The sequence below is a fragment of the Nocardia sp. NPDC057455 genome (genome assembly GCF_042802775.1).
Taxonomy (GTDB): Bacteria; Actinomycetota; Actinomycetes; order Mycobacteriales; family Mycobacteriaceae; genus Nocardia.
Genome location: NZ_JBHVDM010000040.1, coordinates 38,675 through 61,441 on the forward strand (window position 1 = coordinate 38,675; position 22,767 = coordinate 61,441).

The 22,767-nt window shown below is 67.2% G+C and carries 23 protein-coding genes, 1 tRNA gene and 2 pseudogenes; 17 read left to right on the plus strand and 9 right to left on the minus strand.

The window, feature by feature from the left end; genetic code table 11:
- Positions 1–708: 708 nt before the first annotated feature.
- Positions 709–1,542, plus strand: coding sequence for a hypothetical protein (locus ACFU5M_RS18085; protein ID WP_379050304.1), 834 nt, complete (start codon positions 709–711; stop codon positions 1,540–1,542).
- 59 nt (positions 1,543–1,601) lie between these two features.
- Here ACFU5M_RS18085 and ACFU5M_RS18090 read toward each other — a convergent pair whose 3' ends face one another.
- The gene (locus ACFU5M_RS18090) at positions 1,602–2,282 is read right to left on the minus strand and encodes a GntR family transcriptional regulator (protein WP_379050307.1); all 681 of its coding nucleotides are present in this window, start codon (positions 2,280–2,282) and stop codon (positions 1,602–1,604) included.
- A 213-nt stretch (positions 2,283–2,495) separates the two neighbouring features.
- Between ACFU5M_RS18090 and ACFU5M_RS18095 the strand changes: the two genes are divergently transcribed.
- The 13 genes and pseudogenes from ACFU5M_RS18095 to ACFU5M_RS18155 all read left to right on the plus strand — a co-directional run bounded on the left by ACFU5M_RS18095 (position 2,496) and on the right by ACFU5M_RS18155 (position 10,959).
- Positions 2,496–2,957 carry a hypothetical protein gene (locus ACFU5M_RS18095; RefSeq protein ID WP_379050309.1) on the plus strand — a complete coding sequence of 154 codons (462 nt, stop codon included), beginning with the start codon at positions 2,496–2,498 and terminating at the stop codon, positions 2,955–2,957.
- Between the two features lie 2 nt (positions 2,958–2,959).
- Positions 2,960–3,199 carry a hypothetical protein gene (locus tag ACFU5M_RS18100; RefSeq protein WP_379050311.1) on the plus strand — a complete coding sequence of 80 codons (240 nt, stop codon included), beginning with the start codon at positions 2,960–2,962 and terminating at the stop codon, positions 3,197–3,199.
- Positions 3,200–3,201: 2 nt separating this feature from the next.
- Complete coding sequence (locus ACFU5M_RS18105) at positions 3,202–3,852, plus strand: DUF2637 domain-containing protein (RefSeq protein ID WP_379050313.1); 651 nt, start codon at positions 3,202–3,204, stop codon at positions 3,850–3,852.
- Positions 3,853–3,886: 34 nt separating this feature from the next.
- Entirely contained in the window at positions 3,887–4,156 is a 270-nt protein-coding gene (locus ACFU5M_RS18110) for a hypothetical protein (RefSeq protein WP_379050315.1), read from the plus strand.
- Positions 4,156–5,481 (plus strand): FtsK/SpoIIIE domain-containing protein, encoded by a 1,326-nt coding sequence (locus tag ACFU5M_RS18115; protein ID WP_379050318.1) that lies wholly within the window; start codon positions 4,156–4,158, stop codon positions 5,479–5,481. Before ACFU5M_RS18110 ends, ACFU5M_RS18115 begins: the two co-directional genes overlap by 1 nt.
- Positions 5,478–5,807, plus strand: coding sequence for a hypothetical protein (locus tag ACFU5M_RS18120; protein ID WP_379050320.1), 330 nt, complete (start codon positions 5,478–5,480; stop codon positions 5,805–5,807). The genes ACFU5M_RS18115 and ACFU5M_RS18120 overlap by 4 nt, the downstream gene beginning before the upstream one ends.
- Positions 5,804–5,986, plus strand: coding sequence for a hypothetical protein (locus ACFU5M_RS18125; RefSeq protein ID WP_379050323.1), 183 nt, complete (start codon positions 5,804–5,806; stop codon positions 5,984–5,986). Before ACFU5M_RS18120 ends, ACFU5M_RS18125 begins: the two co-directional genes overlap by 4 nt.
- Positions 5,983–6,450: pseudogene (locus ACFU5M_RS18130) on the plus strand (DNA cytosine methyltransferase); the annotation flags it as partial. The gene ACFU5M_RS18125 and the pseudogene ACFU5M_RS18130, both read left to right, overlap by 4 nt.
- Before the next feature lie 219 nt (positions 6,451–6,669).
- Entirely contained in the window at positions 6,670–6,996 is a 327-nt protein-coding gene (locus tag ACFU5M_RS18135) for a hypothetical protein (protein WP_379050356.1), read from the plus strand.
- 184 nt (positions 6,997–7,180) lie between these two features.
- Positions 7,181–7,813: a hypothetical protein gene (locus ACFU5M_RS18140; protein ID WP_379050325.1), complete on the plus strand. Its 633-nt coding sequence runs from the start codon at positions 7,181–7,183 to the stop codon at positions 7,811–7,813.
- Positions 7,810–9,519 (plus strand): replication initiator, encoded by a 1,710-nt coding sequence (locus ACFU5M_RS18145; RefSeq protein WP_379050328.1) that lies wholly within the window; start codon positions 7,810–7,812, stop codon positions 9,517–9,519. Before ACFU5M_RS18140 ends, ACFU5M_RS18145 begins: the two co-directional genes overlap by 4 nt.
- A 10-nt stretch (positions 9,520–9,529) precedes the next feature.
- Complete coding sequence (locus tag ACFU5M_RS18150) at positions 9,530–9,709, plus strand: helix-turn-helix domain-containing protein (RefSeq protein ID WP_379050330.1); 180 nt, start codon at positions 9,530–9,532, stop codon at positions 9,707–9,709.
- A complete protein-coding gene (locus ACFU5M_RS18155) occupies positions 9,709–10,959 on the plus strand; it encodes a tyrosine-type recombinase/integrase (protein ID WP_379050331.1) in 1,251 nt (416 codons plus the stop codon). Before ACFU5M_RS18150 ends, ACFU5M_RS18155 begins: the two co-directional genes overlap by 1 nt.
- Positions 10,960–11,055: 96 nt before the next feature.
- On the opposite strand, the gene ACFU5M_RS18160 is transcribed toward ACFU5M_RS18155, so the two are convergent.
- The 7 genes and pseudogenes from ACFU5M_RS18160 to ACFU5M_RS18190 all read right to left on the minus strand — a co-directional run bounded on the left by ACFU5M_RS18160 (position 11,056) and on the right by ACFU5M_RS18190 (position 18,735).
- Positions 11,056–11,128: transfer RNA gene (locus ACFU5M_RS18160), tRNA-Ala, on the minus strand.
- A gap of 528 nt (positions 11,129–11,656) precedes the next feature.
- Positions 11,657–12,358 carry a DsbA family protein gene (locus tag ACFU5M_RS18165; RefSeq protein WP_379050334.1) on the minus strand — a complete coding sequence of 234 codons (702 nt, stop codon included), beginning with the start codon at positions 12,356–12,358 and terminating at the stop codon, positions 11,657–11,659.
- A 616-nt stretch (positions 12,359–12,974) separates the two neighbouring features.
- A pseudogene (locus tag ACFU5M_RS18170) lies at positions 12,975–14,153 on the minus strand (MFS transporter); the annotation flags it as partial.
- Positions 14,143–15,786: a phosphoglucomutase (alpha-D-glucose-1,6-bisphosphate-dependent) gene (pgm, locus tag ACFU5M_RS18175; protein ID WP_379050336.1), complete on the minus strand. Its 1,644-nt coding sequence runs from the start codon at positions 15,784–15,786 to the stop codon at positions 14,143–14,145. The gene pgm and the pseudogene ACFU5M_RS18170, both read right to left, overlap by 11 nt.
- Positions 15,787–15,833: 47 nt before the next feature.
- On the minus strand, positions 15,834–16,052 hold the full coding sequence (locus tag ACFU5M_RS18180) for a hypothetical protein (RefSeq protein WP_379050339.1): 219 nt from the start codon (positions 16,050–16,052) through the stop codon (positions 15,834–15,836).
- A gap of 77 nt (positions 16,053–16,129) precedes the next feature.
- Positions 16,130–16,492, minus strand: coding sequence for a DUF190 domain-containing protein (locus tag ACFU5M_RS18185; RefSeq protein ID WP_379050341.1), 363 nt, complete (start codon positions 16,490–16,492; stop codon positions 16,130–16,132).
- 743 nt (positions 16,493–17,235) lie between these two features.
- Positions 17,236–18,735 carry an MFS transporter gene (locus ACFU5M_RS18190; RefSeq protein ID WP_379050343.1) on the minus strand — a complete coding sequence of 500 codons (1,500 nt, stop codon included), beginning with the start codon at positions 18,733–18,735 and terminating at the stop codon, positions 17,236–17,238.
- Positions 18,736–18,853: 118 nt separating this feature from the next.
- Here ACFU5M_RS18190 and ACFU5M_RS18195 point away from each other — a divergent pair, with 118 nt between their 5' ends.
- Positions 18,854–19,534, plus strand: coding sequence for a TetR/AcrR family transcriptional regulator (locus ACFU5M_RS18195; protein WP_379050345.1), 681 nt, complete (start codon positions 18,854–18,856; stop codon positions 19,532–19,534).
- A 54-nt stretch (positions 19,535–19,588) separates the two neighbouring features.
- Entirely contained in the window at positions 19,589–20,887 is a 1,299-nt protein-coding gene (locus ACFU5M_RS18200) for a D-arabinono-1,4-lactone oxidase (protein WP_379050347.1), read from the plus strand.
- Between the two features lie 30 nt (positions 20,888–20,917).
- Here the strand turns inward: ACFU5M_RS18200 and ACFU5M_RS18205 are convergent, their stop codons facing one another.
- Positions 20,918–21,664: an NAD-dependent deacetylase gene (locus ACFU5M_RS18205; protein WP_379050349.1), complete on the minus strand. Its 747-nt coding sequence runs from the start codon at positions 21,662–21,664 to the stop codon at positions 20,918–20,920.
- 106 nt (positions 21,665–21,770) lie between these two features.
- On the opposite strand from ACFU5M_RS18205, the gene ACFU5M_RS18210 reads away from it, so the two are divergent.
- Positions 21,771–22,682, plus strand: coding sequence for an oxygenase MpaB family protein (locus ACFU5M_RS18210; protein WP_379050351.1), 912 nt, complete (start codon positions 21,771–21,773; stop codon positions 22,680–22,682).
- The last annotated feature ends 85 nt before the right edge of the window (positions 22,683–22,767 follow it).

Sequence of the window (22,767 nt, forward strand, 5' to 3'; positions counted from 1 at the left end):
CGGGTAGCGGTCGAGCATCTCGAGGTTGCGGCGGTGCTGGGTGTTGCAGGGGGTGCAGTGCCAGATGACTTGGTCTTGCGGGCCGTACTTGGAGGTGAACGGGACGGCGGCGGGGTTCTCACATCCGCGGAGTTGGCAGGTGGTGGGCTTAGGGTCATTTCGCGGGTTCCTCTCCGGTTGGGGTGGTCTGGCTGAGGGCGTCTCGATCACGGCTCCGGTGGGTGTCAGGAGTGGCGCCAGCCATCACGGAGTGACGCCGTAGGCGCTCTTGATGCCCGCTGGTGGCGTGATAGCCCTCGGATCAGTCAGACCGCCACGGCCGGTGAGGAACTGGTGACCGGCGAGCCCTGTCGGCTGGATGCGGTGACCTCGCTCGTGGTATTCGGGGACCTCGGCGGGACCACAGCCGGTGGACCGGGCAGAGTGCCGGCCGATTCGTGCTCGGCTGCGGGAGGTAAGTCGGGTACGGCTCTCGTCGTGCCCAGCACTGCTTCGGTTGATGCAGAAAGTGACCAGACAGGAACTGTGTGCGCCCCGGCGGCCGAGTGTCGCCGACGCGCTCGACGCGCCGCGAGCGACGCCCCATCAGCCGCGCTGCGTGTCGCAGCGCGGCGGCGGCGCGAAGCGCCGCCGGGGCGCTCTTGATCCTGTATGGCGAAATTCGGCAACAACTCGCGCAATGCAAGGGCCGCACGGAGAATCGAGTTCATGACTGGTCTCGCGCTGACGCCGGAGCGTCGAACGGAACTGGCCGAACTGCTCGGAGACGAGTCTCGGCTGAAGGCTGAGTACCCGAAGGTGGCCGAGTACCTGGACACGGCACCGATGCTGTCAGGGACAGGCAATGAGGAGACGGACGCAGCGTTTGACCTGCGGTTTGTCCACTACATGACCGGTGGTGAGTCCGCCTCGGGGAATCCGTACTGGGACGTCGTGGGGCCTTCCGTCGCCGTTGACGGGCAACGTCGGCTAGTCAATGGCGGAAGCTCGACCGGCAGTGTCCGGCTGGGCTTCGTGCAAACGATCTTGCAGAGCACCTATGCCTACGCGATTCCGTCCCCGGAGACGCTTGACTGGGTGAAGACATGCAGCAAGAAGCGGACGGTCTTCGAGTTGGGAGCGGGGCGCGGCTACTGGGCGCGGCTGCTCGCCGAGGTCGGAGTGCACACGCGTGCCTTCGACTCTGAGCCGCCGCACAAGGTACCGAATGCTTCTTTCCCCGGTGCGGAAGGTCAGCGGGATGCCTGGTATCCAGTCGACGGTCTCGACGAGTTCGAAGCAGAGCTTGACCGCGACTCGGTGATGTTCCTGTGTTGGCCTCCGGGATGGGGTGACCCGATGGCGTCCAGAGCCTTGGACCTGTTCGAGGCGCGCGGAGGTCGACGTCTGATCTACGTCGGTGAGCCGAAGGGCGGCAAGACTGGTGATGACGCGTTCTTCGACCGGCTGACGAACCGGTGGACGCTGGAATCACAAGATGCCCGGTTCGTCTCGTGGTGGAACCTTGCCGATGTCGCGCAATGCTGGGTTCGCAACCAGTAGGCCGAAATGAAGCGTGGCCCGATCGACGGTGCGACCGGGCCACGCGGGATTTGCACTGTTCAGGGCTGGGTGTCGAGCGCCATCCGGAAGACGAACGACTCGTAGCGGTCTCGCGGATACGACACGTCCGACACCATGAGTACTTGGCCGTCGGCCTTGAGGAAGCGCTGACGGACTGCCTTTACGAGTTCCCCGGACGGCACCTCGAGCCATACAGCGTGTGTCGGTACGGGAGGCCGATCGGCGAGCGTTTCCTCGAGGATGTCAGCGGCGGCCACATCCGTGCCGGGTCGCTGATAGCTGTCAGATATTGAGATAGGTCGCCCCTGCTCTGATGCCATCGTGATGATGTGCTCGACGTCGTCGCCTGGGGCGATGCCGAGCAGGGCGGCAAGCTCATCATCGGCCGACACGGTGGACGACTCGCGGTCAATCCGAACCTCGTCTTCTCCGGCCGCTGCTTCGTTGCCAAAGGTGACCTCAGGGTCTTCCATCTGCCGTTCCGGAGAGACACGAACCAATGTCGGGCGAGCCGCGACGAACGTTCCCCGGCGCTCGATGGTGTAGACGAGTCCTTGGCGCAACAACAGGTCGATCACCTTCCGGATGACAATCTCGGACACGCCGTGCTGCTTGGCCAGCTCGGAGTAGCTCGGTAGCTGCGTCCGAGCAGGCAAAGCACCGCTGCGGATGTCCCGCGCTATCTCTCCCGCGATGGAAACGTACGCCGGTTCACTCATTCGCTTACTCCTCTTCGTAGGCCGTCTCCGCTGATGATACGCAACTGCGTATACGCACAGGTCAGCTCGCGCACTCTTCTATGTCAAGCCGCCTTGCCACTGCGTATACGCAAGCCTCTTGTGTGTATACGCTGCTGCGTATACGCTGTTGTGTATGCACAGAAGTGCAGATAGGTACTCCGCGAGAAGTCAAGGCGACAAGGAGATTTAGAGATGGCATTGAAAGACATGTGGATCCCGACCGACTTCCGTTCCGTGTTCCCGAAGGGCGTGCTGCTGCTTGGCGACATCGAGGCGCAGACCGAGTTCAGCGAGGACCGCAACGCGCCGAAGCGTCAGGCGGTCGACTACGACCGGGAGGGCAACGGCTCGGGTAAGCGCTTGTGGAAGGCGACGATCATGGACCGGGCGGGAGGCAAGGCGAACCAGGCCGGCTTCGACATCACGTTTGTTGCTGACCAGATGCCGGTTCCTTCGGAGCCGGAGGTTATGGAGGGGCTGCGTCCGATCGAGCTGGAGGGGCTGCTGCTCAAGCCTCGTGTGGTCGGTAACGGCCAGTTCAAGTCGATCGGCTTCTACATCCGCGCGACGGGGATCAAGGGTGACAACTCGGGTTCGAGGCAGGCTCCGGCCGACCCGGGTGCTGCCCGTCCCGGTACCGGTAAGGCGGCGTGATCATGTCGTTCTTCAGCACCACGGATCACGGGTATGAGGGGATCACAGTCCGCTACTGGCCGCAGAGGCAGGACGCCTACGGCGGGCTTCCGGCGCGGGTGGCGGTGTCGTTGAACCGGTCGGAGAGCTACCTGTGCCTGGACATTGAGGATGCCCGGTCGCTGCTGGCCCAGTTGCCCGTGGTGTTGGCCGAGCACGATGCGGTCGAGGCTGCGGCGGCGTCGTCGGACAAGGCGGCCTGACGATGAATACGGCGGATCGGTCGGCGGGGATGCGTCTTGCGCGCTGGTCCGCCGTCGTCATCATCATCGCGGTCGGGGCCGCGGCGTTCCGGCTGTCGTTCGCCACGCTCAAGGACCTGGCGGTCCTGGCGCATATCCCGGCGTCGGATGCGTGGCTGTTCCCGCTGATCGTGGACGGCACGATCCTGCTGGCCACCTTCGGGGTGCTGGTCCTGGCCAACGCCCCGGAACGCCGGTTCTTCGTCACGGTCCTGGTCATCGGCTCGGTGGTGTCGGTGGCGGGCAACTCGCTACACGCGGTGGCGGCCGGGCGGGAACTGCCGTGGTGGGCGTCGGCGCTGGTGGCTGCGATCGCCCCGATTTCCCTGCTGGCCGATACACACGGGTTGGCGCTGCTCATTCGTGCGGCACAACGAGATTCGGCACCCGTACCGGCTCCTGTTCCGGTGGTCGAGCCTGCCGCGGAGCAGGCAACACCTGAGCCCGATCCGGAACCGGTGCCTGAGCCTGAGCCCGTGCCTGTCCCGTTGCCGGTGCCTGAGCCGGTGCGGGTGGCTGAGCTTCGTCCGGCGCCTGTCGCGTCGGTTCATCCTGTTCGTTCTTCGCGACCGCAGCAAACGATGCTGCCGATCGCTGTTCCTGTTGGGGGTTGAGATGACTGCTTTTGTTCCTGCTATAGCGACGGGCGTGTCCGCGCTGGTCACCGTGCTGGCCGGGGTCGGGGTGCTGGTGGACCAGCCTTCGGATACTCCGGTCCCGGTTGTCCCGGCCGCTGCGTCCTCGGTGGTGGCGACCACGCCCGCGAGTCCGGCTCCGGCTCCGCGCGGGTGCGTGATGTTCTGCGAGGACTCCGGGCCGGGTCGGTCGGAGGTCGAGATGGCTCCGGCGTCTCCGGTGCCGGAGGGGTGCCGCTGGTTCTGCGAGTTGGAGCGCGGCCGGGAAGGTGGCGGGTTCTGATGAGTGTCGCGGGAGCGGTCATGCTCGCCAGCGGGATGTGCACGGGCGCGTCGGCGTGGTGGTGGCTGCGGTCGATCGCGGCACGCGGCTCGGAGATGCAACCGACCGGTGATGTCTGTGAGGCTGCTGCGGCGGCTCCGGTCGAGTTGCGCACGGCGGTGTTGGTGATCGCTGATCCCGAGCAGCGTCCGCGCATGTTCCTGGCGCTGAAGCTCGGGTCGGTCGATAGCGGTTTCCCGGTGCTGGAGGACTGGGTGTACACCGACTACGGCCTCCAGGTGGATCTGTTGATGTTGTCGGGTCAGACCCGCAACGACTGGTCCAAGGACGAAACTCGCGACGCGCTGTGCCAGGTCCTCGGTGTGCCGGAGGTGCGGGTGGTGTTCCCCCATCCGGGCGTGGTCCGTCTCGAACTGCGGGTGTTCGACACTCTCGCGGATACGGCCGTCCTGCCGGGCTCGGTCTCCGCGGCGGGTGTGGACCTGGAAGCGGTTCCGGTCGGGGTGACCGAGGACTTCGACACCTGGCGGGTGCGGGTGCTCTACGGACACATCCTGCTGGCCGGCGCGACCGGTTCGGGTAAGGGCTCGGTGCTGTGGTCGATCATCGCCGCACTCGGCCCAGCGATCAAAGCCGGATTGGTGGATCTGTATCTGGCTGATCCGAAGGGCGGCGCGGAGTTCGGCAAGGGCGAAAACCGATTGTTCGTCCGCTTCGCCACCGACAACACCACCATCCTCGCGATGCTGGCCGAAGCCGTCGAGCTGATGCGCGAGCGACTTGCGCGGATGCGTGCGGCGGGTCTGCGCAAGATCGTGCCCAGCACCGATGAGCCGCTGATCCTGATCATCATCGATGAAGCCGCGTCGCTGTCGTCGTACGCCACCCGGGAGGAACAGCAAGAGTTCCGCCGCCTGACCGGGCTGTTGTTGTCGCAGGGTCGTGCGGGGGCGGTGTCGGTGATCGCGGCGTTGCAGGACCCGTCGAAGGAGACGATGCCCAACCGGCAACTGTTCCCCGTCCGCATCGGCCTGCGCCTGGACGAGCCGACTCAGAGCGCGATGGTCCACGGTCAAGGCGCCCGCGACCGCGGTGCCCGCTGCGACGAGATCTCCGACCTGACTCCGGGTGTCGGCTACGTCGGTGAGGACGGCAGCAGCGAGTTCGTACGGGTACGGGCGTTCTTCGTCTCCGATGACGACATCGACGCCATCGTGGATGCCTACTCGCCCGCACCGGAGATCGCCGCTCCTATCGAGGATTACAGCGGATTCGACCCGGATGACCTGGGTGATGAGCCTGAAGATGGGCCGGTGGCGGCATGAAACGCGGTCTGGTCATCGAACAGCACGTGGTTGTCTACTGCGATACCTGCGGCGACCACTACACCGAGGGCGAGAACGAAGCGATCTGCTTCGACTCCATCACCCAGGCCATCGCCTATCTGACTGTCCATTCCGCGGGCGGTGTCGGCTGGGTCTACGACGGCGACCGCGTCGTCTGTGACGGCTGCCAGGCCGCCAACCGGTGCGTCGAGCACGGTCATTCCTTTCCTGAGTCCTGGCGTACCACGGTGTGGCCGCTGGGCAATTCCACCCGTTCCCGCACCTGCACCGTGTGCGGCGTCCCCGAGATCGAGGCCCAGCCATGAGCAACCACCGTTACGACGACAACGTGATCGACCTGGCGGCTCGTCGCCGCTGCCATCTGGAGCGTTCTGGTTTGGATTCGGCCGCGATCGCTGCGCACCTGCTGGTGGAGACCGGGGTTGTCCCGCTGTGGGACAACAGCGACGACCACGACTTCGACGGCGGGGACTGGGCGGCATGACTCGCATCGGCTCGTTGTGCTCCGGCGCCGGAATGCTGGATGTGGCGGCTCTCGGGTTGTTCGCGGACTCGTCGATGGCTTGGCACGCCGACACCGACCCGGCGGCATCGATGGTGCTGGCTCACCATTGGCCGGCGGTCCCGAATCTCGGCGATATCGCCGGAATTGATTGGAATACAACGGAACCGGTAGACGTGTTGTGCGCCGGGTATCCGTGCCAGCCTTACAGTGCGGCGGGCCGGAGGAAGGGAGATACCGATGGACGCGACATGTGGCCTGCGGTCCGGCGCGCAATTCGCGGAATACGACCCCGACTCACGCTCTTGGAGAATGTGGCCGGCCACCGGTCTCTGGGGTTCGATCGAGTACTCGGGGACTTGGCCGAAGACGGGCTTCATGCACGATGGACGTGCCTGCGAGCTTCCGACGTGGGCGCCTGCCATCACCGTGAACGGCTGTTCATCGCCGTCTTCGATCCTGCCCACACCGCGGGCGATGGATTCCCGCGGCTCGCTGACCGCCCCTGCGGCGCGGCGGCACGTAGCCGACGGCAACGGCACCCTGCCGGAAGTACTCGGTGCCCACGTGGCGTAGACGTACTGCCCACCCCGCGCGTGTCGGACGCCAACGGGATCGGCGCGCATGGCAGCGGCGGCGGTGACCTGCGTACGACTGCGTCGTGGTTGCCAGCCTCGAAGGCGTCGGACAGCTCCGGCGGCGGCATGCAGTGGGGCAAGTACCGGGCCGCCGTCGAGCGCCAGGAATCGCTGTCGCGCCCAGCGCCGCCACCGACCGAACTGAACTCCCGCGGCAACCTGTGCCTGTCGCCGGCATTCGTCGAGTGGATGATGTTCTGGCCGCCCGGCTGGGTCACCAACCCGGTGCTCAACCTCTCGCGCGCGCGGCAGCTGAAAATCCTCGGCAACGGCGTAGTCCCCGTCCAAGCACACGCCGCGTTCGCCTGGCTGCTCGACCCGCTGTGCGCCGTCGAGGCGGTGACGGCCGCGTGACCACCAAGAAGAACACGGCGCCGAACAGCGCAGCCGCGCAGATGAATCCGATCGTTCGAGCGGCAGCGGACCAGGTGGCCAATTCGACGCGACGTCGCCACACCCCTAAAACCAGGGACCTCCCGCGGTGGGAGTGCCCCGACCAGATGACCCTGTTCGACCCCTGCGCCTCGGAGGCGGACCGATGACTACCAAAACCGTTCAGATTCGCAAGGACACCCGCTTGGACGGGTTCGACCTGTTTGCGCTCGGCCTGCTCAATCTGCTGTGGGCGGCCGTGATCGGCCTGTGGTGGCTGATCCTGTTCCCGATGATCTCCATCCCGCTCGCCCTCGTTGTCACGGCATGGGTCGTCGTGGGGTGGCCGGTGGGTCTCGCGGCGGCCGGAGTATCCGTCGCGGGACTCCTGCTCTGGCAGCGTGCCTACCCGCAGATGTTCGACCGTTGGGTCACACGGCGCGCTCGGACTCGGTTCCTTACCTGGCACCGGTATCGCCGGCGGTGGGTCAAGCTGATGCGGGCCTGCCATTTGAGCATCGACCGCGGCGACCGCACGTTCATCCCGCGCCTGCTGGGTGTCCAGATCGGCCCGGTGACGGATCGGGTGCGGGTGCGGATGCTCGACGGGCACTGCCCGGCCGACTTCGAAAACCGGGTCACGCATCTGGCGCACGCCTTCGGCGCCCTGGACTGCCGGGCCACCATCACCGGACCCGGCACGGTGGAGTTGGCGTTTCGCCGCTCGGACTCGCTCGCGGAGACGGTCATCTTGCCGCGAGTGGATCACTGGACCAAGGGACGGGGGCAGGCGGCATGACCACGCCTATCGACCTGGACAACGACAACAACGAGGCTGCTCCGGTTCGCCAGACGGCGGCTGAGCGGCGTGCGCTGCCGAACTTCACCGATGTCGCCCACGCTGCGGCGGAGAAGTTCGGGGTGTGCACGCGGCCGGTGACGATGCGGTCGTTCGACCCCCGGACCGGGAAGGTCGAGTACGTGGCCTCCCCGTGCAAGTCGACCGTCGCGTCGGTGTGCAAGCCATGTGCGGACAAGGCGCGCTGGTTGCGGATGACCCAATGCCGCGAGGGCTGGCACGCCGATATCGAACCGGTGGAGGAAACCCGCGACCCGTCCGAGCCGCAAACCGAGTTGCTCACCGCCCGCGCCGATCTGGCACAGCAGTACCGGCAGGCTCGCGACGACGGTGATGACGAGATGGCCGACGCCATCGGAGACCTGGTCGGCAGCCTGGACCGCGACCTGCGGGACTCCGGGTTCCGCGGCCCCATCCCACCGTTGGAGCCGAAGGAGCGGAAGCGGCGGTCCCGGTCTACCAAGCGCCGGCAAGATGTGCCGAACCTGCCGCGCAAGAAGGTCGAACGCCACACGATCGGGCGGGTGATCGGCGGCTACCGGTCCTCGATGATGGTGACGCTCACGATGCCGTCCTACGGGTCGATCAACCAAGACGGGGCGGTGGATTCCGAGGGTAAGCCGTGCTCGGACGGTTCACCCCGCAACCCCGACACCTACGACTACGCGCGGGCGGCTCGGGACATCGTGTTCTTCTCGAAGCTGGTCGACCGGTGGATTCAGAACCTGCGCCGCTGCGTCGGCTACGACGTGCAGTACTTCGCCACCGTCGAACCCCAGAAGCGCGGTGCCCCGCACCTGCACCTGCTGCTGCGTGGCGCGATCTCCCGAGAGATTCTGCGCATGGTCACCGCGGCGACCTACCACCAGGTGTGGTGGCCGCACTTCGACCCCGACAACGAGGTCTACTCCGGCGACCGGATGCCGGTGTGGGACTACCGGGCCATGACGTTCGTGGACCCCGACACCGGGCAGGCCTTGACCGGCTGGGATGACGCCCTGGACGTGCTCGAGGCGGTGGATGATCTGGAACCGGCGTACACGGTGCGGTTCGGCGAACGTATGGACCCCGGCCACATGAAGGGCTACATCCCCGGCCAGAAGGCCGACCGGGCGATCGGGTACGTGACCAAGTACCTCACGAAGTCGATCAGTGAAGTTCTGGAGACGGACTCGACGCGCACCGCGATCCACTACGACCGGTTGCACGCCGAGTTGCAGCACACGCCGTGCTCGCCGCGGTGCGCGGTATGGCTGCGCTACGGCATCGTCCCGAAGGGCGCCAGCGACAAGACGATTCCCGGCCGCTGCAAGGGCAAGGCCCACCGGCGGGACACCCTTGGCCTGCCTGGTCGGCGCGTGCTGGTGTCGCGCCGCTGGTCGGGGAAGACGCTGCCGGATCACAAGGCCGACCGCGCGGAGTTCGTTCGGCAACTGCTCGCCTCGGTCGGCATCCACAAGCCCGACACCAGTCACCTGATCATCCGGCCCGTCGAACCCGGCGACCAGTCCGCCCCGCCTCGCGATCACCTGATCCTGGCCGCGATCGCCCAACGCACGAAATGGCGCGCGGAATACACCAACGCCCTGCTCGCGGCGGGACCTGCTGCGCAGCAAGAACATTCGGCAATTCAGCAAGCAGCGTGAGGGAGGAGACGTGAGCGACACATTCATGACAGTGCAGGAAGCCGCGGCAGTGCTGAAGGTCAGCCGGTACAGCATCTACCAGTTGATCTGGTCGGGTGAGGTGCAGTCGGTGACCATCGGCCGATGCCGGCGGATTGTTCGGCAATCGTTCGATACCTACGTGGCCGACCTGATCGACCAGGCGGCGTGATGGCGGAGAAGAAGTCGCGCAAGCGCAACCCGAACGGCTCCGGCACGATCGGCGCCCGCAAAGACGGCCGCTACGAATTGAAGTTGTTCGTGGAGACCCCGGAGGGCAAGCGCAAACGGATCAGCGTCTACGGCGCAACATGGGAGGAGGCGGATGCTGAGCGTACGCGCCTGAAGGAGTTGCAGCGCAGGGGTATCCCCGTCGACGTGACGACGATGACGGTTGCGCAGTACATGAGGTACTGGCTGGAAGAGATCGCCGAACCGAAGATCCGGCGCACCACCTACGCGACCTACGAGGGCGATGTCCGGCTGCACATCATTCCCGGGCTGGGCAAACGGAAGCTCAAGAGTCTGGAGAGCCGTCACGTTCGGGAGTTCGTCAACAACCTGCGCACCAAGTGCCAGTGCTGCGGTCAGGAGAAGGACGCGCGGCGGACCAAGCCACGATGCTGCGCGAAGTCGCCGGCTGAATGCTGCAGCAACGTCCTGTCCATTCACTCCATTCGGCACGTGCTGCGAGTTCTCCGCGTCGCTTTACAGGATGCGGTCGAGGAGGAGTTGGTCAGCCGGAACGTTGCCCGGTCGGTGAAGCTCCGCGGTGGCGGCGACTACAAGGTGCGGGCGTTCACCAAATCGGAGGCACAGCGTCTGCTCAGGGCCGCTGAGGAACACCGGTTGCACGCGTTGTGGGCGGTGGCGTTGGCGATGGGATTGCGCCGCGGTGAAGCGCTCGGCTTGGAGTGGCATCACGTCGACCTGACTGCCGGGCGCCTGGTGGTCCGTCGCGGACTGCATCGGGTGGACGGAGAGCTGAAGCTCGAGGAAGTCAAGACCGATGGCTCTCGTGCGACGCTGCCCATCCCCCGGCCGCTGCTGGCGATTCTGCGTGAACATCGCAAGCGGCAGATGGAGGAACGATTCACCGCCGGCAACCAATGGCGTGAATCCGGGTTGGTTTTCACGACGAAACTCGGGCGTCCGATCGAGCCGCGCAATGTCAATCGCATGTTCAAGCGGCTGTGCGAGAAGGCGGGTGTTCCGCAGGTGCGGGTGCAGGATCTTCGCCATTCGTGCGCCACGCTGCTGTTCACGAAGGGTGTAGAGGCCGCGACGGTTCAGAAGATACTCCGACACAGCTCGATCACTGTGACGACCGGGATCTACCTGGAGGTGATCGAGGCGGTGAAGCGCGACGCGCTGGATTCGATGGACACCTTGTTCGACTCCTCCGACGACACCGCGATCTGAACTGTCGTCAGTCGTGTCGTCAGCCCGAGATTCGCGAGGTGCCGGAACGACAAAGACCAGGCCCGGGAATCCGCCGGACCTGGTCTTTTGTTCGAGTGGAGCTAAGGGGACTCGAACCCCTGACCCCCACACTGCCAGTGTGGTGCGCTACCAGCTGCGCCATAGCCCCTGGTTAGTTGCGCTTCGAGCTACCCCGCCGCGCCTGAATGAAGTTACACCAACGGTGTGTCGGCGACCAAATCGCCTCGATTCGGGGGTGACAAGAGAGGGTGGATGCGCCTAGTATCGAACACGTGTTCGAACGATTCCAGTGGTAAGGGCGGTAGTTGGTAGGACACTCGGAACGGCCAGAGCAGATGGGGTTGCTGGTTTGTTCGTTCCGAGCGTCCAGCTCCCCGGAAGTCGCGCGGACGTGAGACACCTCGAGGTGCGGTCTAGGGACAGGGGGCCGGATCGCGCTGTCGAGTGCGCGGGCCGGGCAGCGGCAGGTGGAGCCGCTGCCCGGCCCCAGGCCAACTGAAAACTCGGCGAGCGGTGATCCCGGGGGCTGGGGATGTCGGGTCGCTCCGCCGAGTGGGCCGGGGCGTCGATTTGGTGGAGTCGGCGTTCCGGCCCTTCGGTTCGCCGGAAGCGTCCGGATCGTAAAAAGGGACCGGACTACGGTGTCTGTCCGTGCGGCGACAGAAGCGGCCCCCGCTCAACCGGCGAGCGAGACCACCCAATCCTCGTCGTTGGTGTCCACCTTGGTCGTGCCGTCGAATACCGCGGGTGTGGCCGCGGAACCACCCAGCGCCTCGCCGAGCGCCGCCGTCTGCGCCATCGCGGTGGCGCGCGCGGAGTCGACCTCGGCACCGGCGGCGATGCATTGCCGCACAGGTTCGGCGGCTCCGGCGTCGCCCGCGATCGCGGCGAGCTCCTCGTTGCTCAGGTCGGCGCCCCCTTCGCTGGGACGCTTGGTGGTGAACAGTTCCGTGTGGAACTTGGAGTAGATCGGGCCCGAACCCGCTTGGGCCACACACCGGTTCGCGGCGACGGCGCGGGTCGAGTAGTCCTTGCTCCGGGAGCGGGCGTCGAGGAAGTTCACCAGGCGATAGCGCACGGCCAGCGCGCCCTCATCCATCTTCTGCGCGATCTCTTGGCCGTAGATGCGCTCCAGGCTGCCGCAACCGGGGCACAGTGGGTCCTCGAAAATGTCGATGGTCTTCTTCGCGTCCGGGCGACCGAGCAGAATCGAGCCGTTCGGCTCCAGCATCGAGTGCACCGCCGGGTCCCGCACCGAACCGTAGCCGTCGTTGCGGACGGCCGCGTCGTCGCGCCCCCAGCGGATCGCCGCGATGACGATCAGCACGATCAGCACGAGAGCTACCGCACCGAGCCCGTAGGTGGTCGCACTGGACATCGGCCGTGGTGTGTAATTCGAACGCGATTCACTCACATGGACACTTTGCCGCAACGAACCACCATTCCCACCGCCGGGCCACTGATCCGACGGACGCCCGCACGCTGACCGCACGGCATCTCCCTGCACGGGCCACGCGGTACCCGGCGCGGTTCGCACCGGCCTGGCGTCTGCCGTACCGCTTATCTAGAGTTCAGCGCCTGCGGGTGCGTCGCTCCGGTCGCCGGCGTTTGCCGCGAGACATCGGGCGCCCCGGCGGATATTCCACCTCGTTCGTGTCGACGACCGCGGTGCCCGGTGCGGTCCGCACCGGCCTGGCGTCTGCCGTACCGCGGCGATCGCCGGTCACAGCCGAGGGTCCACCCGCCGGTCCGTCGGATTCCACCACCGTCCTGGCGCCATCCGACAAGCGGCCCGCCATGCTGTCCGAATCTGCCGAGTCCTCTCGAAGATCGCTTCGAATCGCACCGGGCTCGGCCACCACCGGCACCGGGCTGTCGGCGACCGGCGCGCCGGACACCTCGTTCAGCACACGGTCGATCCGAGCCGATGGCCGCTCGGCGTCGTCCGCTCCTCCGGAACGTTCGGACGGAATCTCCGAATGAGCGGAGACTCCGCGCCGCAGCGGCTCGGGGACGACGGCCCAGACGAGCGCGGCCACCGCGAGCAGGGCGCCGGTCACGCCGAGCGCGAGCCCGTAGGACGCCCGCTGCGCCAAGGCGCCGACAGCGACTGGTCCGATGACGGTGCCGAGGTCGGCGGCCATCTGGAAACCGGCCAGCACCGGCCCACCGCGCGCCTTGGGCCCGATGATGTCGGCGACGGCCGCCTGCTGAGTGGGTGTGAACATGCCGGAACCCAGCCCGGCCAGGAACGAGGTGGCGAGCAGCCACGGCAGATCGGTTGCAAGCCCGAGGCCCGCCGTGCCGACCGCACACACCAGCGAGCCGCTGATCACGAATGGTTTCCGCCCCCACCGGTCGGACAGCCGCCCCGCCGCGAACAGCACCGTGACGTTGCCCGCGGCGAATACCGTCAACGCGACGCCTGCCATACCCGGCGATTGGTGCAGCACCTCGACGACGAGCAGCGGCACCAGAGCCATCCGGACACCGAACACGGCGGCTCCGTTGGCGAAGTTCGACAGCAGCACTGCCCGGTACTCCGGCCGCGCCAAGCCCTCGCGGAAGGACATCATGCGGGCGCCGCCGAACGGCTCCGGCGCGGCAAGCTCCGAATTCCGCAGGCTCAGGTACACCACGACGCTGACCACGAACAACGCGACCGCGTAGATCACGAACGGCCAGCGCAGCCCGAGCCCCGACAATCCGCCGCCAACGAGCGGCCCGCTCACCGAGCCGACCAGGAAGCTGGTCGACCACAATCCGGAGACCCGGCCGCGCTGGTCGGGCGGCGACATCCGGATGACCAGCGCCAGCGACGACACGGTGAACATGGTCGATCCGATGCCGCCGAGCGACCGCAGCACCATGAGCTGCCAGTAACTCTGAGCCAGTGCGCTCGCACCGGTGGACAACGCGACGATCAGCAGCCCGCCGAGGTAGACCGAGCGCTCCCCCAGCCGCTGCACCAGCCGTCCGCTCACCGGCGCGAACAGCAACCGCATCAGCGCGAACGCGGAGACGATGGCCGAGGCGGCCGCCACGCCGACGCCGAACCCGCGCGCGAACTGCGGCAACACCGGGGCGACCAAACCGAACCCGATGGCGATGACGAACGCGCCCCCGACCAGCACCCAGATCTCGCTGGGCAGGGGCTTGGATCTACCGGTCACCGGACAGCGCCTGCCCCACCAATTCCTCCGCGGCCGTCTGCACCTCGGCGAGGTGCTCGGGTCCGTGGAACGACTCCGCGTAGATCTTGTACTTGTCCTCGGTGCCGGAGGGGCGAGCGGCGAACCACGCGTTCTCGGTGGTCACCTTCAGGCCGCCCAGTGGCGCGCCGTTGCCCCGCGCCCTGGTGAGCACGGCGGTGACGGGCTCCCCGGCGATCTCCTTCGTCGTGATCATGTCCGGAGTCAACTTCGCGAGCAGCTGTTTCTGTTCCGCGGTGGCGGGTGCGTCGATCCGCGCGTAGGCGGGGCTGCCGTAGCGGCGTTCGAGTTCGACGTAGCGCGCCGACGGGCTCTGCCCGGTGACCGCGGCGATCTCGCCGGCGAGCAGCGCGAGCAGGATGCCGTCCTTGTCGGTGGTCCAGACCGTGCCGTCCATCCGCAAAAACGACGCGCCCGCGCTCTCCTCGCCACCGAATGCCAAGCTGCCGCTGAACAATCCGGGAACGAAGAACTTGAATCCGACGGGCACCTCGTGCACGTCGCGGCCGAGCACGGAGACGACCCGGTCGATCATCGACGAGGTCACCGCGGTCTTGCCGATTTTGGTCAGCGCGTCCCACCCCATCCGATTGGCGACCAGGTATTCGATGGCCACCGCGAGGAAGTGGTTCGGATTCATCAACCCGCCGTCGGGCGTCACGATGCCGTGCCGGTCGGCGTCGGCGTCGTTGCCGGTGGAGATGTCGTAGTCGTCCTTGATCGCGATCAGCGAGGCCATCGCGTAGCGGGAGGACGGGTCCATCCGGATGTTGCCGTCGCTGTCGAGGGTCATGAACCGCCAGGTGGGGTCCACGAACGGGTTGACCACCTCTAGCTCGAGATCGTAGCGCTGGCCGATCTCCTCCCAGTAGTCGACGCTGGCGCCGCCCATCGGGTCGGCGCCGAGCCGGATGCCCGCTCCGCGGATCGCGTCCAGGTTCAGCACGTTGGGCAGGTCGTCGATGTAGTGGTCGAGGTAGTCGTAGCGTTCCACGCCGCTGTCCAGCGCGCGTTGCAGTGTCGTGCGCTTGACCTCGGTGAGCCCGTCGCGCAGCAGTTCGTTCGCGCGCGCGGCGATGGCGTCGGTGGCCGTGTTGTCGGCCGGGCCGCCGTGCGGCGGGTTGTATTTGAAGCCGCCGTCGCGGGGCGGGTTGTGCGACGGGGTGACCACGATGCCGTCGGCCTGATGCTTGGTGCCGCCTCGATTGTGGCGCAGCACAGCGTGACTCAGCGCGGGCGTGGGAGTGTAGCGATCGCGTGCGTCGATCACCGCGGTGACGTCGTTGGCGGCGAGCACTTCGAGCGCGGTGGTCCAGGCGGGCTCGGACAGGGCGTGGGTGTCCCTGGCGAGATAGACCGGCCCGGTGATGCCCCGCGTGGCGCGGTACTCCACGATCGACTGGGTGATTGCGAGGATGTGCGCCTCGTTGAAGGCACCGTCCAGGCTGGAGCCGCGATGTCCCGACGTTCCGAACGCCACCCGCTGGGCCGGATCTCCCGCGTCCGGAACACGGCTGTAGTACGCCGTCACCAGGTGCGCGATATCTTCCAGATCGGTGGGACGTGCGGGACGCCCGGCTCGATCGTGGGCCATGCTCGGGTCTCCCTTCCGTATCGGCTGCGCCCGGCTCGTCATGAGGATCATGCCCACGACCGCCCGGTTACCGCCGACCCCACGGCCACGTCGTTCACGTCGGCCACCCGCCGCAACGTCTTGTAGCCGTACATGCTGAACGTGGTCGGCACGGTGCGGAAGCCTGCTTCCGCGACGGCGAGCGGCCGATGGCCCGCCGACGCGCCGCTCAGATCACCGAGCCGCGCCGAACCGACAATGGTAACGGCCGCTGTGTGCGACGGCATCAACGAGATGAAACCCGCTGGTGCCGCGCAGGCTACGGAAGACCCGGCGGGGGCATCGGGCTTGCCGCGCGGTCTTGTCATCGCTCGCCTTCCTGCCACTGGTCCACCGGCGCCAAGGTGACGTTGACCGAGCCGAACAGCTCGGCGTTCCGCTCGACGAAGGCGCGCAGGCGTTCCGGCTCGTCGACCAGCATCAGCAGCAATGGAAGGTGGTCGGCGACATCGAGGATCCGGGTGGTGTGCACGTGCGAGGACGCACCGTAGCCCTCGATGCCACGCCACACGCTGGCGCCCGCGAGCCCGGTATCCCTGGCCCGGCGCACGATCTCGTGGTAGAGGGGCGTGTGCCGCCACTTGTCGTCCTCGTCGAGCAGCACGGTGAGCCGTGCGGCGGGCCGCCATCGTCCCGCCGTGGCAGCGCCCGTTTGCGAACCACTCATTGCCTGCCCCCTTCCGTCGTGCCGTTCCCGTAGATCGCCGAGCCGAACCGAGTACCCACCGTGCCATGCCCGCGCCGGGCTCCGCCGTCCCGGCCGCACCACCGCCACTCCCCGAGGCGGCCGAGCGCGGGGAGTGCCGCGCCCGGTCCGAGGAGTCTACGAACCTCGCGGGTGGGGTGGAGAGGGTGGTGCGACCGCCGGGTACGCCGAGGCCGATCAGGGTACGTAGCAGTCTCTTGGCTACCCACGTCGAATCGGCCGGAATCCTCGCGATTCCGATGGCAAAGCATCCCATGACATTTACCGCGTGGGTCGGAAACGGGACGGCTCACCTCTGCACGAGACCGGATCGAGCACAATGCCGACGGTTTTCAGCAAGGCCCGCCACATCTACTTACCTCGTATTTTGCACCAATACTGGTGATCAGGGAGCGCTTTTGCGCTGCGCGGCCGACGGGCGTCGCGCATCGGGCACGACGCCGAGGGAGAATCGCAGGCAACCTTGATTCGACGGCGACGTCGGACGGAAAAGAACCACCCCGATACGGCACTCCGACTCTGGGAGCGGCCGATTGGCAATCTCAGAGCACCGATCGAGCCGACCGACGGCGCGGCCACCTCGCCGCGCACCGGCGAACCGGATCCCGCGCCGTGCGGTTCGACGACGGCCGCCGCCCCTGCGACGAGGTCGCGGGAGCGGCGGCCGGGCTGTGCGCAACCGGATCAGGGGTGGCGCACTCGGATCAGTGCGCGAGCACCGGCTCTCCCTCGGAGGGCACCGGCACCGTGCTCGGCATCAGCACCGCGGTGAGGATGCCGCCCGCCACGAAGATCGCCGTGGCCCACCAGAAACTGGTGGTGTAGCTCTCGATCGCGGACTGCGCGATGGAGAGCGGGTCCGGCGTACGGATGGACAGGTAGTCGGTGGCCGCGGACGCCGCGATCGTGCTCAGCAGCGCCGTGCCGATCGAGCCGCCCACCTGCTGGCTGGTGTTGATCATCGCCGAGGCCACACCCGCGTCCTCGTGCTGCACGCCCGAGGTGGCGCCCTGGAAGGCGGTCGACATCGCCCCGCCGAGGCCGAGACCCAGCAGGATCAGGGCGGGCAGGATGTGCGTGGCGTAACCGGTGTCCAAGCCGATCCGGGTCAGCCAGGCCATGCCCGCAGCCGCGATCAGGAAGCCGCCGCTGACCACGATCTTCGGGCCGAGTTTCGGCAGCAGCAGCGAGGGCGCGGTGGTCGAGGAGACCACCATGGCGGCGACCATCGGCAGGAACGCGACGCCGGTCATGATCGGCGAGTAGCCCAGGGTGAGCTGCATGTAGTAGGTGAGGAACAGGAAGATCGCGAACATCCCGATACCCATGACGAACACGGTCAGGTAGGAGGTGCCGCGCATCCGGTCGAGCACGATCCGCATCGGAAGCAGCGGGTGCGCGACCCGGGTCTCCAGCCAAGCGAACACCGCGATCAGCGCCGCACCGCCGAGCAGGTAGGCGAGGGTGACACCGTCGGTCCACCCGTCGGATTCCGCGTGCGAGAACCCGTAGACGATGCCGAACAGACCGGCGGTGACCACGACCGTGCCGGGGATGTCGAGCTTGGGCCGCTCGGTGGTCGCGTGCTTGGCCAGCAGCAGCACCGCGCCCACCAGGGCGACGGCCGCGAAGGCGAGGTTGACGAACATCACCCAGCGCCACGAGGCCCATTCGGTGAGCGCGCCGCCGAGCAGCAGCCCGATCGCGCCGCCGGTGCCCGCGACGGCACCGAAGATGCCGAAGGCCTTCGCCCGTTCGGACGGTTCGGTGAAGGTCACCGTGAGCAGGGAGAGCGCGGCGGGCGCCAGCAGCGCGCCGAAGACACCCTGCCCGACCCGGGCGGCGACCAGCATCTCGAAGCTGGTGGCGGCGCCACCGATGGCGGAGGCGACCGCGAAGCCGACCAGACCGACGATGAAGGTGTTGCGCCTGCCGAACAGGTCGCTGAGGCGCCCGCCGAGCAGCAGCAGGCTGCCGAATGCCAGCGCGTATCCGGTGACCACCCAGGAGCGGTCGCCGTCACTGAAGCCGAGATCCTGCTGCGCGGCAGGCAGCGCGATGTTCACCACGGTCGCGTCGAGCACGACCATGAGCTGGGCGACACCGAGGACGGCGAGCACCCACCAGCGCAGGGCGTGCGAGCCGCGCCGCTCGCTTCCCGTCTGCTCAGGGGCGGGAGCCCCACGGTCGATGGCGGTAGTCATGTGTCCCCTTATGTCTCGAGCTTTGATCCGGAGGGAACTCCTCCGCTTACTTGAAGAATCTATCACGATAACGGAGACAAGGCCTCCGGTTAATCCCCGAGGTTGATAGAATGACTGTGTGAATCACGCCACGGTCGCCTCTCCACCCCGGCGTCTGCGGGCCGATGCCGCACGCAACCAGCAGCGCATCATCGCCGCGGCGCGGGAACTGTTCGCCGACCACGGACTTGAGATCACGCTCGACGACGTGGCCGAACGCGCGGGCGTGGGTGTCGGCACGGTCTATCGCCGCTTCGCGAACAAGAAGGAACTGATCGTCGAGGTCTTCGACCAGAACCTGAACGATTTCGCCGACGCCGCCGACGCCGCCTACCGACATCCCGACCCATGGTTCGGACTCGTCGAATTCTTCGAGTACGCGTGCAGACACATGGCCACCAACCGAGGGTTCAGCGAGGTCATGCTCGAACTCGAGGACGACGAGACCGACCGGTTCGCGGTCGTGCGCGATCGCATCAAGCCCACCGTGACGGCCATCTGCGCTCGCGCACGGGACGCGGGCGTGCTCGCCGACGGCATCGAGCCCTCGGACTTCTTCGCGCTCGTGCACATGGTCGACGGGCTCGCCGAATTCGCCAAGCCGGTCAATCCCGATGTCTGGCAGCGGTATATGGCCATCATGTTGAACGGAGTGCGGGGCGACGGCACGCCGCGCAGGCATCTCGACGTCCCTCCGCTGACCGACGACGAGGTCGAGCACGCCAAGCAGCACCTGACCTGCGGCTGGCGCAAGCGGTAGCGAAATCGGACCATAAGTAGCGCGCGTCACGTTCACTCCCGTAAAGTTGGTCACATGACCAACTCGTGGGTGAACTGGGCAGGCGATCAACGGTGCGCGCCCGCGATCCTCGCCGCGCCGCGCTCCGTCGAGGAAGTGGCCGGCCTGCTCGCCGACGCCGAAGCCGTCGGCCGCACGGTGCGCGTCGCCGGGACCGGCCATTCGTTCACCGACGCCGTCCTGACCGACGGCACGCTGCTGAGCCTGGCGAAGCTCGATCGCGTCCTCGACGTCGACCGGGCGAACGGCCTGGTTCGGGTGGAAGCGGGTATCAGCCTGAACGCGGTCGGCACCGCCCTGCACGCGCACGGTCTCGCCTTCCCGAACCTTGGCGACATCGACGTGCAGACCGTCGCGGGCGCCATCGCCACCGCCACCCACGGCACCGGCGCGACCTTGCAGAATCTCTCCGCCGCGGTGCATTCGCTGGAATTGATGCAGGCCGACGGAACCCGGGTCGAACTGAACGAGCACACCGATCCCGACGGCTGGCGGGCGGCGCGGGTCGGCATCGGCGCACTGGGCGTCGTCACCGCCGTGACACTGCGGATGGTGCCGTCCTTCGTGCTCGAGGGCGTCGAACGGCCGATCCCGGTGGAGGAGGTACTCGCCGACCTGGACTCCTTCGTCGACGGCAACGACCATTTCGAGTTCTACATGTTCGCGCACAGTCCACTGGCCATGACCAAGCGCAACAACCGCGTGGCCCTGCCCGAGCAGCCGCGCCCCAAGGCGGTGGACTGGTTCGCCGACATCCTGATGTCCAACCACCTGTTCGACGCGCTGTGCAGGCTGAGCCGTAGGCAACCGCGCCTGGTCCCGTTCATTCAGCGCAGCGCCGCCTACGCGGGCAGCTACCGCCGTCAGGTGGACCGCTCCTACCGGGTGTTCGCCTCCCCCCGCCTGATTCGCTTCACCGAGATGGAGTACGCCATTCCGCGCGAATATTCCGTCGACGCGATCCGCGAGATCAAGGAACTGACCATGCGCTTCGACACCCCGATGCCCATCGAGGTGCGGTGGGTCGCGCCCGATGACGCGTTCCTGTCTCCGGCGGGCGGCCGCGACACCTGCTACATCGCGGTCCACCAATACCGGGGCATGGAGTTCCAGCCGTACTTCCGCGCCTGCGAGGCGGTGTTCGACCGCTACCAGGGCCGCCCGCACTGGGGCAAACGCCACTTCCAGACCGCGGCGACCCTGCGGGACCGCTATCCCGACTGGGATCGGTTCGCCGAGGTGCGCCGGCGCTTCGACCCGAAAGGGCGTTTCGCCAACCCCTACCTCGATCGGGTGCTCGGGCCGGTCGGCTGAATCCGGCTCACCGGGGCCCCGCCGCCGCGCTCACGCGGCGAGAATCTCCGCGACCAGGCGGGGCACGGCCGTGCCGATGGGTTCACGGATGATCTCGGTGGCCATGTCGTCGTACGGCGTCGGCTCGGCGTTCACGATGACCAGGTCGGCGCCGTTGTGCACGGCGATGGAACACATCGATGCGGCGGGCTCGACCTGCAACGACGTTCCGATGGCCAGGAAGACCTCGCTCGTCTCCGCGGTGAGCGCGGCCTCGGTCATGGTCCGGCGGTCCATCTGCTGACCGAACATCACGGTGGCGGCCTTGAGGATGCCGCCGCAGCCGGGACACGGCGGGTCGGGTTCACCCGCGGCCACCCGCTCCAACGTGGCGGACATCGAGGTCTGGTAGTCGCATTCGACGCAGACCACCTCGAACATGTTGCCGTGGATCTCGATCACCCGGTCCGGCGAGGACCCCGCCCGCTGATGGAGGCGATCGATGTTCTGGGTGATGATGGTGACCGCCCGCCCGGCCCGCTCCAAATCAGCGAGGGCGTTGTGCGCGGCGTTGGGCACGGCCTGCCAGGCCGGATTGTCCCGTCGCGCGAGCCAGGCGCGTTCCCGCAAGCCGGCGTCGGCCACATAGCTCTGATAGGTCGACAGCAATTCGGCGATCGGATCCTTCGTCCACACCCCGCGCGGGCCGCGGAAATCGGGGATGCCCGAATCGGTGGAGATGCCCGCCCCCGTGAGCACCCCGATCCGGCCGCTACGACTGCGCCACTCGGTCGTCATGTCTGCACAGCCTAGGGGCAGCCACAAGATCACCGGCATAGATGATGAGAGACTTATAGTGTTATCATCTCATTGTATTGAGTTCGGCCGATCAAGGGAGATCACGATGACCGCGTCCGTCGCACGCGAATCCACCGGCGCGCGAACCCTGCCGCCCCGCCGCCCGATCGAACCGGGCACCCAGATGTGGGAACAGACCGGACTGGTCACCTTCTCCCTGACGGCGGGCTCGGCCTTCCTGCTGCAGACCATGGAGCCGACCATCTCCGCGGTGGTGGACGAGCACTCCACCTTCCGCACCGATCCCATGGGCCGCGCCATGCGCAGCCTGGCGTCGGTGATGATGTGGGTCTACGGCGGCGAGGAAGCGCTCGCCGAGGCCGACCGGCTGCGTGAGCTGCACGCATCGCTGAACACCACCGACGCCGACGGCGTCCGGCACACCGCGCTGTCCAGCGCCCCGTGGGCCTGGGTACTGCACACCGGAACCTTCGCCTTCACCGAGAGCGCCAAGTACTTCGCCAAGCGCCCGCTCACCGCGGCGGACAAGGAGGCGTACTTCCAGGAGACGCTGCAGCTGTTGCGCAATTTCTCGGTGGCGCCCAAGGAGATCCCCGCGAATTACACCGAATTCGAGAAGTTCTTCGACGACACCGTCGCGAACCACCTGGTCGCCACCGACACCGCGCGCGATTACCTGCGGGTGATCCGTTCCGTCGCTCCGCCGAAGCAGCTGCCGCGTGCGCTGCACCCCGCCTGGAAGGCGGCAGTGGCGCCGATCGGCTGGCTCCAGTACTTCGTGACGGTCGGCACCACGCCCGAGGTCGCGCGGCAGAAGCTCGGGCTCACCTGGACCGCGGCCGACGAACGCAAGCTGCGCGTGCTCGGCTGGCTGATCGCGCGGTTGGTTCCGCTGCTGCCGGAGCGCTTGCGCTACTTCCCCATCGCCTACGAGGCCCGCCGCCTGGAACGCGACCGGCAGCGGCTGCGCAAGATGATCGACCTGCGTCCGATCTGACACGTTCCCGGAAAACCGTTTCCGGGTAACCACTGCCGGTGGGGCGGGACGACCCGATCCCCGTCGCTGACGCCTGCCCGTACCC